Raw genomic sequence first — 13,188 nt, forward strand, 5'->3', positions numbered from 1 at the left:
AATCGCCTGTCTTTCATTGATGCGGTTTTACAAGATGGTCAGATGGTGTTTTTAACGCTTAAAAAGCGCTTTGCCTCCCGGATGAGGTTTTTGTCGTTTTTGAAGGTCACCATGTCGTCGGCGTCTTCCAGCGGGCACCATCGGTATTCGCTGATCTCCTCCTCCTGACGGGTGACCGTGTCGTCGGCGCCGGGATGCCCCAGAAAGTACACCACCTGCTTTTTTACATGGGGTTTGGGAAAATATTCGACACTCTGCCGGAACCCATCCAGCAGATCGACGTCCAGCCCGGTTTCTTCTTTGATTTCACGCAGGGCGGTCTGCAGCTCGTTTTCGCCCGCCTCGACATGGCCTTTTGGAAACGACCAGTGCCCGCCGCAGCGGTGTTTGATGAGCAGCAGTTCGATTTTATCCTGTTTTTTGCGGTAGACAAGCGCTCCGCAGGATTTTTCACGGATCATAAAAATGCAACAGTCCTCTCTTTTCATGGCGCCGAATGCGCGCCATGCAGCTTTTGGGGCAGCGCCGGGCGTTCGGTTTTTTGCGTTGGCGCTGTTCCGGGCCTTCAGCCGGCACCGGAATATACAGTTATTAATATAACACGATCCGGGCTGATTTAAAAGTATAAATTTTCGATTCCCAAAAGCCGCAAAGAGAAAAGGGATACGCGCCGGCCCTTCCGGTGCGTATCCCTTGCTGTGGCAGATGCGGTCATTCGGTTTTATTTGCCGTTTCGGGCGGCTGACCGTCGGTCTCAAGGAAAATTTCTTCGGCGGCGGCCTGCGCGTCCTGAAACCGCCGTTCGAGCAGGTAGAGAATTTCGTATAGTTTCCGGATTTCACCCAGCGCGTCGGTGTAAGTATGAAACAATTGCAGGTACATTTTTTTGTAATCTGCCATAATCTGACTCCTTTCTATATGGAAAACAATATATATTATTTGTGATATCCTATATAGGATATCACAAATAATATAATAAATCAACTCCAATCGGTAAGATTATTAGGGGAGTTGATCTGATTGAAATTCATCTATCGGGACAATTACATCAAAATGGGCCTGAAAATTTCCTATTACCGGAAGCTTACCGGTATGACTCAGCAGCAACTGGCCGCGAAACTCGACAAGGACACATCGTTTATCAGCCAGATTGAAGCGCCGAATGTCGCGCGGGCCATCACGATGGACTCGCTGTTTGACATCGCCACCGCGCTAGGCGTTCCAGCTCATAAACTTATCGACTTCGATGACGATTGACAAAATCGTCCAGCCGAATTATACTATTATGGTGTCAGCGTGGGTTGACACCATTTTTTGCGCCCGTAGCTCAGTCGGATAGAGCGACCGCCTCCTAAGCGGTAGGTCGGAGGTTCGAATCCCCTCGGGCGCGCCAAATAAAAAGCCCGTCCGCCAATTGGCGGACGGGCTTTTCGTTTATCATTTTTGTACCGGCTGGCATTTGGGGCAGAAATAGACGTTTCCGCCGAGAAATGCTTTGCGCACGACCGGCGCGCCGCAGACTGGGCAGAACCCCGGATAATTTTTGGCGGACATTTTCGTATGATAGCAGCCCGGTTCACCAAACAGGCCGCGTTCGGTGTCGCGGCCGCCTGCTTCGGTCATCTCGCGCAGCACCTGCCGCACGCAGGAAAATAACCGGTCGCGGTCGGTTCTATCGAGCGCGCCGACATGGCTTTGCGGGTTGAGCCGCGCCGCGAACAGGATATCCTGTAAAACCCCGTTCCCAAGGCCCGGAATGCGCTGTTCGGCCGCGAGCAGCGCTTTGACGCTGAGGGTTGGCTTGGCCGCCTGCCAGATGCCCGCGAAGTAATCCGCGTCAAACGCTGCGGTGAGCGGGGAGGGTTTTTCCTTTGCGGCGAGATAATAAGGATTGTTGTTTTCCCCTTCGCGAAAAGCCCACAGGCCGCCGTACATCGAAACGGTGCCGTAAAAACCAAAGCCGTCTGAAAATTCGACCAGCAGCTGATGTTTGGCCGGACGGCGCTCACCGGGAGAAAGCATTCGCAGGTTGACCCCGTCGCCAAAGAGCAGCCGCATCTGCTCCAGGGCAAGCTCCACCTGTCCGGCCAGTGAAACCGCGCTGGTGACGGATCTGCCTTCGAGCAGGGCGGGATAATCCGCCGGGTCGCCGTTAAAAAAAGCGAACCGGTGCGGCGAGGCGTTCGCCCAAACCCTGACGATGGTTTTGCCGGTAAAGGTCTGTGCGAGCTGCTTTGCCAGACGGCGGCTCTCCGGAATTTCAAGCATGGTTCCCACCTCCATGAAAAATATATCACCATTTACCTGACAACAGCCTGTCATATTTCCCATGGTAGGGGAAAGCCGGAAGCTTGTCAAGGCACTTTCCCATGGAGCGCCGCATAAAATGTCCAGGGAAAGATTGCCTTTGAAGGAGATATGGATTTTTTATGATAACCATCAGCCTATGTATGATTGTAAAGAATGAGGAGGTGGTGCTTGGGCGGTGCCTGGAAAGCGTCGGGACGGCGGCAGATGAGATAATCGTCGTGGATACCGGCAGCACCGACCGGACCAGGGAGATTGCCAAAGCGCATGGCGCACGGATCTACGACTTCGAATGGATCGACGATTTTGCCGCGGCGCGCAATTTCGCCTTTGAGAAGGCGGGCATGCAGTACTGCATGTGGCTTGATGCGGACGATTTGCTTCTCCCTGGTGACCGCGACGCGCTGCTTCGCCTCAAGCAAACCCTTGACCCTGCGGTGGATGTGGTGATGCTGCGTTACAATACCGCTTTTGGCCAGGACGGGGAACCGACCTTTTCCTATTACCGGGAACGGATTTTGAAAAATCATGCGGACTTTCGTTGGGAAGGCGCGGTGCATGAGGCGATCGCTCCGCGCGGCAGGGTCGAATACGCTGAAATCGCGGTGACCCATAAAAAAGAGCGCGCGGGTGATCCGCTGCGCAACCTGCGCATCTACGAATCGATGCTTGCCAGGGGAAGATCGCTCGTCCCGCGTGAACGGTTCTACTACGCACGGGAGCTTTACTATAACGCCCGGTATGACGACGCGGTGCGGGAGCTGGAAGCCTTCCTCAGGCAGCCGGAGGGCTGGATCGAAAACCAGCTGGAGGCCTGCCGGTGTATCGCATGGTGCAAAAGCGCTCTGGGGGACGCGGACGGCGCGCTGCGGGCGCTGCTTGGCGCAATGGCTTACGCCGCGCCGCGCGCCGAACTCTGCTGCGAAATCGGCCGGTGCTTTTTCGAGCGGGGGGATTATCCCACAGCCGTCTTTTGGTATGAGCTCGCGCTCACGCGGGAACGGGACGACCGCACGGGCGGCTTTGTCAGCCCCGACTGTTACGGATACCTGCCGTGTATCCAGCTCTGCATCTGTTATGACCGTCTCGGGGACCGGGAAAAGGCAAAGGCGTATAACGAACGCGCTGGAAGCTATAAGCCGGATGACCCTTCGGTTCTTTATAACCGCGCCTACTTTGCAAAAAACTGAACCGCGCCATCAGAAAAAGAGGCCGCTGCTTTTTGCAGCGGCCTCTTTTTCTATTGCAGCACAAAATGTCCCGGCGAAATTTCCCGCAGGCAGCCGCCGTCCGGCGGCTGGCGGTCCGGCAGCGGCTTTATCGCGGAGCATCCGCAGGCGGACGCCGCGAGCAGCGCCATGGTGTAAGGGTGGCGCGGGTTGCCGCAGAGTTCGGCCGCGGGAGCCGCTTCGACCAGCCGTCCGCGCCAAAGTACGCCGATGCGGTCGCAGAGATGCCGCACCATCGAAAGGTCGTGCGAGATGAAAAGGCAGGCGAGTTTTCGTCTCCGGCGCAGTTCCATGAGCAGGTTTGCGATCTGCGCGGCCGCGGAAACATCGAGCGAGGCGACCGGCTCATCCGCCACGAGCAGCAGTGGATCGCAGGCCAGGGCCCGCGCGATGCAGACCCGTTGCTGCTGTCCTCCGGAAAGCTCGCCAGGATAGCGGGCAAGAAATCCCTCATCCAGCCCCACCTGCATGAGCAGGCCCGAAACCCGCGCGCGCAAGGCCGCGCCGGACGCGGCCTTTGCAATGCGCAGCGGTTCCGCAACGATCTCGAATACAGGCATGCGCGGATTCATTGCGGCGGCAGGGTCCTGGAAGATCATTCCGGCGGCCTGCCGCAGCCTTTTTTGGTCCGCGGCTGAGACCACAGGATGCCCCTGAAAGAGAAGCTCTCCCGCGTCTGGGCGGCGAAGCCCGAGAAAACACCGCCCAAGGGTGGATTTGCCCGCGCCGGATTCCCCCACAAGCCCGAAAAACTCGCCCGGCACAATCGCAAGAGAAACGTCGTCGAGCGCGCGGATTTTCCCGCCGCGCCCAAGCGGAAAGTCCTGGGTCAGCCCCCGGGCTTCCAGGATCGGCTCACTCACCCGCTTCACCCCCCGTGACTCCCGCATGACAATGCAGCCGTATCGGAGCCGAAATTTCTGGCGCGCGCGGATCGCAAAGCCAGCTCGCCGCGTAATGTTCGCCGCCAAGGTGGAAAAGCGGGGGCTCCTCCTCGTAGTCGATCGCGAGCGCGTAGGGATTGCGCGGCGCGAAGGGGTCCCCCCTGGGCGGCTCGCGCAGATCAGGTGGCGCGCCGGGGATGCAGCGCAGCTGACCGCAGTTTTTTGCGAAGGCGGGCAGCGCGGACATCAGTCCCCATGTGTAGGGATGGCGCGGATCTCCGAAAACTTCGGCCGCCGTACCGGTTTCCACCACCCGGCCCGCGTACATGACCGCTGTCCGATGGGCGAGCCGCGCCGCGGCCAAAAGGTCGTGGGTCACGAGCAGGATGGCCGCGCCGGTCTCCTTTTGCAGGGTTTTCAGGAGGGAAAGGATCTGCGCCTGCACGGTCGCGTCAAGCGCGGTGGTCGGTTCGTCCGCAAGCAGCAGCCGCGGCCTGCAGCAGAGGGCCATCGCGATGACCGCCCGCTGCCGCTGCCCGCCCGAGAGCTGATGCGGATACTGGCGCAGGCGCTCCCGCGGCGCATCAATCCCGGCCATCCGAAGCAGGCTTTCGGCGCGTTCGGCCGCCGCCTTGCGGCTTATGCGCTCATGCAGGCGGATGGTTTCGCAAATCTGCATTCCGATGGTGCGGGTCGGGTCCAGGCTGGTCGCGGGGTCCTGCAGAATCATCGCAATCTGGCCGCCGCGCAGCCCGCGCATCTCTTTTGCAGCAAGCGCGAGCAGATCCCGCCCGTCAAAACGGATGCTTCCGCCGGTGATGTGTCCCTTTGCGGGCAAAATACGCAGGATGCTTTTGCAGAGGGCGGATTTGCCCGCGCCGGATTCGCCCACAACGGCGAGCGTTTCTCCCGCCGCAAGGCGCAGCGAAACGCCCCGCACCGCATGGATGGGGGACGAATCGGTTTCAAATTCGATTTGCAGATCTTCGATTTCGAGCAGGGCGGACATCCCAAAACCCCTTTCGCCAGGCTGGTTTCATTTTTCAAAAGTCCAGCTTGCCACATTCCAGAAGATGCCCACCCCGTGATGGCCGAGCACTGTGTCCGGCGTGATCCCCTGAAGGCGGCTGTCGCAGGCGTAAATTGCGTCGACATAAGCGATGAAGGTGTAGGCGGGGTCGGCCGCCAGCACTTCCTGGAATTCGTTGTAGAACGCTTTGCGCTTTGCATCGTCGTCTGTTTCACGCGCCTCGGTCAGCAGCCGGTCAACTTCGCCGTTGGAATAGGCGCTGAAGTTGGAACCTTTTTGAGTGCCGAATACTTTGTAGGTGTGGTCGTCCGGATCGAACGGGCTGCCCCATCCGATGAGATAGGCCTCCTGGTTCGCCCAGTCGGTCTGGGCGTTCACCGCCACGGTTACATCCGCTCCGATCTCCCGCAGCTGTTGCGCGCAGATCTTCGCCATATCGATGCGCACCTGGTCGCCTTCGCCGCAGTTGATCGCAAAGGCGAGGCGGATGCCGTTCTTTTCATAGATCCCGTCCGCGCCGGTTTCCCAGCCCGCTTGTTCGAGCTGTTCCTTTGCTTTTGTGGGATTGTAATCGTATTTTTCAATGCCCGGATTCAGATACGGACCGGCCTGCAGCGGCGAATAGGCGATCTGCCCGTAGCCCATGAGGACGCTGTCGATGATCGGCTGGCGGTCAATGGCGTAGCTGAGCACGGCGGGCAGTTCCCGGTGATCCCGGAAAAGCGGGTTTGCGAAATTATAGAGGATGCCGCGGTAGTCGGCGGTTTTCATATCGTAGACGGTGAATTGATCATTGCCGTCGAATTGGGCCTTGTCATGCGGGACGATCTGCGCGAGGTCAAGCTCGCCGGACAGTAGTTGGAGCGCCCGGGCCTTGGTGTCCGGCACGATCTTAAAAATGATGGTGTCAATCTGCGGCTGCCCGCCGAAGTAATCCGGATTCTTTTCGAGCGTGATGCTCTGTCCCATGTCCCATGCGGTGAGCTTGTAGGGCCCGGTGCCGACCGGCGCCTGGTTGAACGGGTCGGTGATAAGATCCCTGCCTTCGAGCAGGTGGGCCGGCAGGATGCCGATGGTCAGATAATCGAGCATCGCGACGTTCGGCGCTGTGAGCGAGATCTTTACCGTCCGGTCATCCGGCGTTTCGATCGAAGCGATTTCCTCATAGTTCGAGGCGATCTCCGAGGCATTCTGCGGGTCCATAATCGCTTCCAGAGTAAACTTTACATCGGCGGAGGTGAGCGGCTCGCCGTCGTGCCATTTGACCCCATCGCGCAGATGGAAAGTATAGGTGCTGGAACTTTCGTCATAGTCCCAGCTTTCGGCCAGCGCGGGCACAATCTGATTATCCTGGCCGTGCGCGGTGAGCCCGGAGAAGAGAAGCAGGTTGATTTCACCGTGTTCATAGAGCGCGGGATTGATGGCGGTATAGTCGCCGCTGCCGTAGACGAGGGTGGATGGCGCGGGCGCAGAAGCACCGGGATTTGAGGCCGCGGGGGCGGCGGAGCTGCCGGAAGCGGCCGGTGCGCCGCAGCCGCTCAGGATGAGCAGGCAGCCAAGGAGCAGGGCGAGCGGTTTATAGAGACGTTTCATTGAAGCGTACTTCCTTTCAAAATGTCAATCGGGGGTGAGGTTGCTGCATCCGCGGCTTGCTTCGCGGCGGATATGGTTGCCAAGGTCGGTGATGCAGACGAGCGTAACCACGAGGAAGATACCGGGGATCAGGATGAGCCACCACTGGTTCGAGAGAAGCGCCTGATCCGCCTGGGAGAGAAGGCTGCCCCATGAAACCGCTTCAGGCGGCAGGCCGATGCCGAGAAACGACAGGGTTGATTCGGTGCCAATGGCAGAGCCGATTGCGGTGACCGCCATGAACATGATCGACGGGATGAAATTTGGAACGAGATGCCGCCGCAGGACATGCCAGAAGCTGCCGTTCATGGCGCGCGCCGCGAGGATGTAGTCGCTCTGCGAGAGCTGGCGCACTTCGCTGCGCACCACCTTGGCCATATTCATCCAGCTGGTCGCGCCGATGACGCAGGCGATCCGGACGGGGTTTGCCTGGCCCGCAATCGCCTGCAGAAAAATGACCAGCAGGATGGACGGCACGCTCAGCAGCAGTTCACAGGCCCGCATAAGCAGCGCGTCAAGTTTTTCGCCCGCAAGGCCGCTCACGCTTCCGTAGACGACTGCCAGTCCGGTTGCGATGGCGGCGGCCAGCAGCCCTACCGTCAGCGAAACCCGGCCTCCGTGCCAGATCATCGCGAACAGGTCGCGTCCGAGCAGGTCGGTGCCAAAGGGGAAGCCGGCGCAGGGCGCATGTCCCGCGTTCACAAGGTCAAGGTAGCCCGGGTCACCCGCGCGAAGCAGATCCGCAAAGACACAGCCGGACAGGATAAGCCCGAGAAGCACTGCCGAAAGCCATGGGAAGCTTTTTTTGCGCGTGGGAGCGGCGGAAACCAAAACGGGCTGGCGCCATCCGGCGCCTACCACACGGAAAAGATCGTCCCTCATGCGTCAGCGTCCCCTTCCCGCACCATGCGCGCGTCGATCCGCTCGCTGAGCGCCTGCGCAAGCATCCCGGACGCGATCACCACCGCGCCGGTCATGAGGCTCAGGAGCATCAAAAGGTTATAGTCGTGATATTTTGCGCTTTCAAAGCAGAGGGTGCCAAGGCCCGGATAGGAAAAGACCTTTTCGACCACATAGGTCCCGCCCAGAATATGCGGCACCGAAACCGCCATGATGCTGAAGAGCGACGGCAGGATACCCCGCAGGCAGTGCGCCCAGACAATCCGCCGGTTGGTGAGCCCGCGCGCTTTGCAGAGCAGAACATAGCTTTTGCGCGCCTCGTCGAGCAGCTTGTTGCGCACCAGATAGGCGTAGTACCACAGATGCCCGAGTACCATGACGACAAGCGGCAGCACAAGATGCCGCAGCCGGCTGAAAAGATCATCCGGCTGTCCCATTGCGTAAGCGCCGCTCGAGGGCAGCAGCCTGAGGTTTACGCTGAAGATGAGAATCAGCACCAGCGCGATCCAAAAGGACGGGATGCAGCCGGTGATGGTTCCCACCTTGCAGATGATCCGGTCGGCGAGGGAATCCTCCCGCAGGCAGCAGAACACGCCAAGCGGCACCGCCAGCGCGAAGGTCAGCAGATAGGAGAGCCCGCCCAACAGCAGCGTGTTCGGCAGAAAACCCGCGATGACCGGCGCTGCCGGCTGCTTATATTTGAGCGAGATGCCGAACTCCCCATGCAGCGCGGCCGAAAGCCAGCGTCCATACTGAACCGGCAGCGGCGCGTCGAGCCCCAGCCGTGTCCGGGCCGCGACCTGCTCGGAGAGGCTCATCCGCTCGACGCTCTCGCCGTAAAAGCTCTTGAGCGGGTCGCCGGGCGCGAGCCGGGAAAGAAAGAAGGTGAAGGCCGAAAGCGCCAGCAGCGCGAACAAAAAAACGGCAAGCCGCCTGCAAAGACGAAAAATGGTGCGGCGCATCGAGGACCCCTCCTTTCCTGTGTGTTTTTGCGCATAAAAAAACACGGAAACTTCCGCGCGTCCATTCACGGGCGCGCATGAAATCTTCGTGATTCCAAATATTCCAATATAGTACAGTCATGGTCGTGCGGATGGGAAAAACGAAAGCGGCAGGCATCCGATGCACAGGGACGCGCTTCTGCGCGTTTGCGGCACGCCTTCCTGGCCTGCCGCAGCCGGCCTTTTCAAAGGGATGGCCGCCGGTTTTTAGTATACCGGGCACGGACGGATTTGTCAACCGCGGGATGCAGCCAGGCAGGTTGCCCAAACCTTTTGGCGGACACAGTTTGTTTACAAATTTCGGTTGCTGTTGCGGTGCTGATTGTGTATAATAACTATTTAATGCAATGAAGAAAGTACTGCAAAACGCAGAAGGAGGTTTTATCCTTGGCCAGAAAGGATATGGACGCGCGCTTTGCCCATGAGAGCATCCCAAAACTGATTTTGTCGCTCTCCGCTCCGGCAATCGCCGCGCAGCTCATCAACGCACTCTATAATATGGTCGACCGCATGTACATCAGCCGCATGCCGGGCGACGGCACCATCGCCCTCACCGGCGTGGGCGTCACTTTCCCAATCATCATTATCGTTTCCGCGTTCGCGGCGCTCATCGGGTTCGGCGGCGCGCCGCTCGCATCGATCAAGATGGGGGAAGGCAACAAGGACAAGGCGGAGGAGATGATGGGCAACTGCTTTTTCATGCTTTGCCTGGCTGCGGTCATGCTTACAGGCGTACTGCTGGTCGTCAAGGACCCGCTGCTCATCCTGTTCGGCGCAAGCCCCGACACGCTGCCGTATGCTTCCAGCTATCTGGGCATTTATCTGATCGGCACCATCAGCGTGCAGATCGCGCTCGGTATGAACCAGTTCATCTCGGCGCAGGGTTTCGCAAACACCTCGATGGCAACCGTCTGTATCGGTGCGGCGCTCAACATCATCCTCGACCCGATCTTCATCTTTGTGTTCGGCATGGGTGTGCGCGGCGCGGCGCTCGCCACGATTCTGTCGCAGACCGTTTCGGCGATCTGGGTCATCCGGTTCATCACCTCGAAACGTTCAAACCTGCGCCTTAAGAAAAAATATCTGCGTATCAACCCGCAGATCGCGGGGAGTGCGATCGCGCTGGGGATGTCGCCGTTTATCATGCAGAGTACCGAAAGCCTCATCCAGATTGCCTTCAACAAGTCGCTCGCCGCATACGGCGGCGACCTCTATGTGGGCGCGATGGTCATCATGAGCAGTATCATGCAGTTTTTCATGATGCCGGTGCAGGGCTTTGCACAGGGTACTCAGCCGATCATCAGCTATAACTACGGATCGGGCGATCATGAACGGGTCAAATCCGCCATCAAGTTTATGACCATCTTCTGCGTGGGATTTTCGGTTGTGCTTTGGACAGTCTGCATTTTTTTCCCGCAGTGGCCGATTGCGATTTTCACAGGCGAACCCGAACTCGCCGCGCTGACCGCATCCTGTATGCGGATCTTCTTCCTCGGCATGCTGATCTTCGGATTCCAGCTCGCTTTCCAGCAGGTGTTCATCGCGCTTGGACAGGCAAAGGTTTCGATCTTTATCGCAGTGCTTCGCAAGCTGATTCTGCTTATACCGCTTGTGCTGCTGCTGCCGCAGTTTATTGAACCGAAGACCCTCGGCGTCATCATCGCAGAGCCGGTTTCGGACATTCTGGCCGCCTGTACCTGTATCGTGCTGTTCATCGCCAAATACCATCAGCTTTTGAACCACGGTCCCGCGCCCGAAGGCCCAAGAGAGCCGCAGGGCCCTGAACTGCCATAAAAAACCGCATAAAAAGAGGACCGCGAAGCGGTCCTCTTTTCTTATGGCGTGGCTTTGATCAGGGCAGTCCATGCGGACATGCGTTTTCGGCCCTGAAAGGAAACGCCTACGTTCTCGTAGGTGGACTCATCGAGCTGCCGGAGCGTTTCGGTACCGCTGAAGATGCCGTCGTCCGAAACATAACTGGAAACAATGCACTCTCCGACGATCTCAAAAGTCCCGCGCAGGGTTCCGAGCGCGGGATTCACCGATTCCCACGCCAGGGTTCCCGCGCGTCCGGTTTCGCGGATGATGTAATCGTTTGTGAAGCGTACCGGCTTCGGAAAAGCCACCTCCAGGTAGCCGCCGAGCGTCCAGCCGTCTTCGTCCCGCCGGACCTGTACCTTCCCGGCCAGCGGGAATGCCGTCCCGTTTTCGTCATAGTAGGTACCGGCCGCGCTCCAGTGAAGCGGCCGGAAAAAATAGGTGTGTTCCATCGATGGCCTCCTTCCTTTTTACCATTCTATCATCTCAGGTGAGGCCTGTCCACGCGGGAAGTTCGGTAAAAAATGCCGCTAGGGGTTACCCGGCGGCATTTTTTCTAAGCTTGTTTCGGAGGCTGGGTGTCAATCTGTTTTTCCCGGCCTTTTTCGATGAGGTTGTGGTGAATGTTGAGCATCGTCTGGGAGGCCAGATCGAAGTCCTTGACTTCCTCATACTGATCGACCAGCGGGCTCGCAACCAGATCGCCGTAGGCGTCGGATTCCTTGCGATAGACAAGCTTCAGAAGGATCGGGGTAATCACGGTGGTCGCAACCACCATGATGATGACCGGGCCGAAGAATTCCTCCTTCATCATGCCGGAGGCAATCCCCTTCGACGCGACAATCAAGGCGACCTCTCCGCGGGAGATCATGCCTACGCCGATGCGCACGCAGTCATCTCTGCTGTAATGACAGAGCTTCGCGCCGAAACCGCAGCCCAGCACTTTGGTGAGCACGGCGATCGCCATCAGCAGCACCGAGAAAAGAACAATCGAACCGGACATCTGAGGCAGTACGACCTTGGTGCCGATGCTTGCGAAGAATACCGGCGAAAGCAGCATATAGGAAACGGTTTCAAATTTCGAGGCGATAAAGGTGACGCGGGTGGTGTTGGAAAGGATGAGCCCCGCGATATACGCGCCGGTGATATCCGCCACGCCGAAGACCGCCTCCGCGACATACGCGAAGAAAAGGCAGAAAGCGAACGAGATGATGACATAGCGGCGTTTGTCTCCGTAGGGATTGGTAGTCCACTTTTGGACGAGCTTGTGAAACAGGACGCCTGCCACAAGGCTCGCCGCAAAGAAGAGCAAAATCTTCAGGCAGACAACGCCCAGGTTAATCGATTTGTCCGCCACGCTGGTGATAAGCGTGAGCGCGACGATGCCGAGGATATCATCGATGAGAGCCGCGCCGAGGATAGCGTTGCCCGAACGGGTGGAGAGCTTGCCCATCTCCTTGAGCGTTTCGACCGAGATGCTCACTGAGGTGGCGGTCAGGATGACGCCGATGAACAGGTTCTGCAAAAAGGCGTCGGGCCCGGCGTTGAAGAAATGTGCGAGCAGAAAGCCTCCGGCGAGCGGCACAAGCACACCGCACAGGGCGATGACAAAGGACGCCTTGCCGGATTTTTTGAGCTCGCGGATATCGGTTTCCAGACCGGCGGTGAACATCAGCACGATTACGCCGATTTCCGCCACCTGATCGAGAAACTCCGTTTCATGCAGGACCCCGAGAAAGGCGGGTCCAAGGATGAGTCCGGCGATGAGCGCCCCGACTACCTGGGGCATCGAAAACCGTTTGGTTAAAAGGCCAAGCAGCTTGGTGGACACCAGGATGAGTCCGATGTCAAATAAGAAGTGATAGGACTCCACAAAAATTACCTCCTTTTAGAAATGTCTTTTCCTTTTCATTTTCCAACTGAAAAGTATAGACTCATTTCTTTCAGGAAGCAAGAGGTGATTTGTTAAAATATACAAATAAAAGCGCGATTATTTTGTGAAATAATACATTGAATCCTGCATTTTCTGCAAGAAAATGTAAAAAATAGATCCAGGGAAGCGCTAAAAAGGACGGACGCCGCAGCGTCCGTTCCGGTTAAACGCGCGATTTGATCCGCGCGTATTTTTCCTTCGTGGCGATTCCGCCGCGGATATGACGTTCCGATTTGTTGCGCTCCAACACTTCCTTGACCTCGGCGTAGATCATGGGATTGATCTTTTTCAGCCGGTCGGTTACATCCTTGTGTACCGTGGATTTGCTGATATGGAATTCTTTTGCGGTGGCGCGGACCGTGGTGTTATTGTCAATGATATAATGCGCGAATGTGATGGCGCGTTCTTCCGGCAATCCTTTCAAGATGAAGCCTCCCCTGCATTTGTGTCTGCT

14 protein-coding genes and 1 tRNA gene are annotated in these 13,188 nt (G+C 57.9%); 4 read left to right on the forward strand and 11 right to left on the reverse strand.

The window, feature by feature from the left end; translation table 11 throughout:
• Window positions 1–38: 38 nt before the first annotated feature.
• Both BN4275_RS08815 and BN4275_RS08820 read right to left on the reverse strand, forming a co-directional pair.
• A complete protein-coding gene (locus BN4275_RS08815; protein ID WP_066456927.1) occupies window positions 39–461 on the reverse strand; it encodes a bis(5'-nucleosyl)-tetraphosphatase in 423 nt (140 codons plus the stop codon).
• Window positions 462–711: 250 nt separating this feature from the next.
• Complete coding sequence (locus BN4275_RS08820; RefSeq protein WP_066456930.1) at window positions 712–900, reverse strand: hypothetical protein; 189 nt, start codon at window positions 898–900, stop codon at window positions 712–714.
• Window positions 901–1,020: 120 nt separating this feature from the next.
• On the opposite strand from BN4275_RS08820, the gene BN4275_RS08825 reads away from it, so the two are divergent.
• Both BN4275_RS08825 and BN4275_RS08830 read left to right on the forward strand, forming a co-directional pair.
• Window positions 1,021–1,257: a helix-turn-helix domain-containing protein gene (locus BN4275_RS08825; protein WP_242863620.1), complete on the forward strand. Its 237-nt coding sequence runs from the start codon at window positions 1,021–1,023 to the stop codon at window positions 1,255–1,257.
• Window positions 1,258–1,316: 59 nt separating this feature from the next.
• Window positions 1,317–1,393, forward strand: a tRNA-Arg gene (locus BN4275_RS08830).
• Window positions 1,394–1,437: 44 nt separating this feature from the next.
• Here BN4275_RS08830 and BN4275_RS08835 read toward each other — a convergent pair.
• Window positions 1,438–2,268 (reverse strand): zinc finger domain-containing protein, encoded by an 831-nt coding sequence (locus BN4275_RS08835; RefSeq protein WP_066456933.1) that lies wholly within the window; start codon window positions 2,266–2,268, stop codon window positions 1,438–1,440.
• 161 nt (window positions 2,269–2,429) lie between these two features.
• Between BN4275_RS08835 and BN4275_RS08840 the strand changes: the two genes are divergently transcribed.
• Window positions 2,430–3,497 (forward strand): tetratricopeptide repeat-containing glycosyltransferase family 2 protein, encoded by a 1,068-nt coding sequence (locus BN4275_RS08840; protein ID WP_066456936.1) that lies wholly within the window; start codon window positions 2,430–2,432, stop codon window positions 3,495–3,497.
• Between the two features lie 50 nt (window positions 3,498–3,547).
• Here BN4275_RS08840 and BN4275_RS08845 read toward each other — a convergent pair whose 3' ends face one another.
• The 5 genes from BN4275_RS08845 to BN4275_RS08865 are packed head-to-tail and all read right to left on the reverse strand — an operon-like array spanning window position 3,548 to window position 8,944.
• Entirely contained in the window at window positions 3,548–4,399 is an 852-nt protein-coding gene (locus BN4275_RS08845; RefSeq protein WP_242863622.1) for an ATP-binding cassette domain-containing protein, read from the reverse strand.
• Window positions 4,392–5,429 (reverse strand): ABC transporter ATP-binding protein, encoded by a 1,038-nt coding sequence (locus BN4275_RS08850; protein ID WP_066456942.1) that lies wholly within the window; start codon window positions 5,427–5,429, stop codon window positions 4,392–4,394. Before BN4275_RS08850 ends, BN4275_RS08845 begins: the two co-directional genes overlap by 8 nt.
• 27 nt (window positions 5,430–5,456) lie before the next feature.
• The gene (locus tag BN4275_RS08855) at window positions 5,457–7,043 is read right to left on the reverse strand and encodes an ABC transporter substrate-binding protein (protein ID WP_066456945.1); all 1,587 of its coding nucleotides are present in this window, start codon (window positions 7,041–7,043) and stop codon (window positions 5,457–5,459) included.
• 24 nt (window positions 7,044–7,067) lie between these two features.
• Window positions 7,068–7,964 (reverse strand): ABC transporter permease, encoded by an 897-nt coding sequence (locus BN4275_RS08860; protein ID WP_066456951.1) that lies wholly within the window; start codon window positions 7,962–7,964, stop codon window positions 7,068–7,070.
• Window positions 7,961–8,944 carry an ABC transporter permease gene (locus tag BN4275_RS08865; RefSeq protein ID WP_066456953.1) on the reverse strand — a complete coding sequence of 328 codons (984 nt, stop codon included), beginning with the start codon at window positions 8,942–8,944 and terminating at the stop codon, window positions 7,961–7,963. The genes BN4275_RS08860 and BN4275_RS08865 overlap by 4 nt, the downstream gene beginning before the upstream one ends.
• A gap of 441 nt (window positions 8,945–9,385) precedes the next feature.
• On the opposite strand from BN4275_RS08865, the gene BN4275_RS08870 reads away from it, so the two are divergent.
• Window positions 9,386–10,777 carry an MATE family efflux transporter gene (locus BN4275_RS08870; RefSeq protein ID WP_066460308.1) on the forward strand — a complete coding sequence of 464 codons (1,392 nt, stop codon included), beginning with the start codon at window positions 9,386–9,388 and terminating at the stop codon, window positions 10,775–10,777.
• Window positions 10,778–10,818: 41 nt separating this feature from the next.
• Here BN4275_RS08870 and BN4275_RS17710 read toward each other — a convergent pair whose 3' ends face one another.
• The 3 genes from BN4275_RS17710 to spoIIID all read right to left on the reverse strand — a co-directional run bounded on the left by BN4275_RS17710 (window position 10,819) and on the right by spoIIID (window position 13,158).
• Window positions 10,819–11,253: a hypothetical protein gene (locus BN4275_RS17710; RefSeq protein ID WP_066456955.1), complete on the reverse strand. Its 435-nt coding sequence runs from the start codon at window positions 11,251–11,253 to the stop codon at window positions 10,819–10,821.
• Window positions 11,254–11,357: 104 nt separating this feature from the next.
• Window positions 11,358–12,674 (reverse strand): cation:proton antiporter, encoded by a 1,317-nt coding sequence (locus tag BN4275_RS08880; RefSeq protein WP_066456957.1) that lies wholly within the window; start codon window positions 12,672–12,674, stop codon window positions 11,358–11,360.
• Between the two features lie 223 nt (window positions 12,675–12,897).
• Entirely contained in the window at window positions 12,898–13,158 is a 261-nt protein-coding gene (gene spoIIID / locus BN4275_RS08885) for a sporulation transcriptional regulator SpoIIID (RefSeq protein ID WP_066456960.1), read from the reverse strand.
• Window positions 13,159–13,188 lie beyond the last annotated feature (30 nt).

It is taken from the genome of Anaerotruncus rubiinfantis (genome assembly GCF_900078395.1).
In the GTDB taxonomy this organism is placed as follows: Bacteria; Bacillota; Clostridia; order Oscillospirales; family Ruminococcaceae; genus Anaerotruncus; species Anaerotruncus rubiinfantis.

Coding starts and splice junctions, on each gene's coding strand:
- BN4275_RS08850 (WP_066456942.1), bottom strand. CDS start 5,429: ATGTCCGCCCTGCTCGAAATCGAAGATCTGCAAATCGAATTTGAAACC.
- BN4275_RS08865 (WP_066456953.1), bottom strand. CDS start 8,944: ATGCGCCGCACCATTTTTCGTCTTTGCAGGCGGCTTGCCGTTTTTTTG.
- BN4275_RS08835 (WP_066456933.1), bottom strand. CDS start 2,268: ATGCTTGAAATTCCGGAGAGCCGCCGTCTGGCAAAGCAGCTCGCACAG.
- BN4275_RS08870 (WP_066460308.1), top strand. CDS start 9,386: ATGGACGCGCGCTTTGCCCATGAGAGCATCCCAAAACTGATTTTGTCG.
- BN4275_RS08815 (WP_066456927.1), bottom strand. CDS start 461: ATGATCCGTGAAAAATCCTGCGGAGCGCTTGTCTACCGCAAAAAACAG.
- BN4275_RS08840 (WP_066456936.1), top strand. CDS start 2,430: ATGATAACCATCAGCCTATGTATGATTGTAAAGAATGAGGAGGTGGTG.
- BN4275_RS17710 (WP_066456955.1), bottom strand. CDS start 11,253: ATGGAACACACCTATTTTTTCCGGCCGCTTCACTGGAGCGCGGCCGGT.
- BN4275_RS08860 (WP_066456951.1), bottom strand. CDS start 7,964: ATGAGGGACGATCTTTTCCGTGTGGTAGGCGCCGGATGGCGCCAGCCC.
- BN4275_RS08820 (WP_066456930.1), bottom strand. CDS start 900: ATGGCAGATTACAAAAAAATGTACCTGCAATTGTTTCATACTTACACC.
- BN4275_RS08855 (WP_066456945.1), bottom strand. CDS start 7,043: ATGAAACGTCTCTATAAACCGCTCGCCCTGCTCCTTGGCTGCCTGCTC.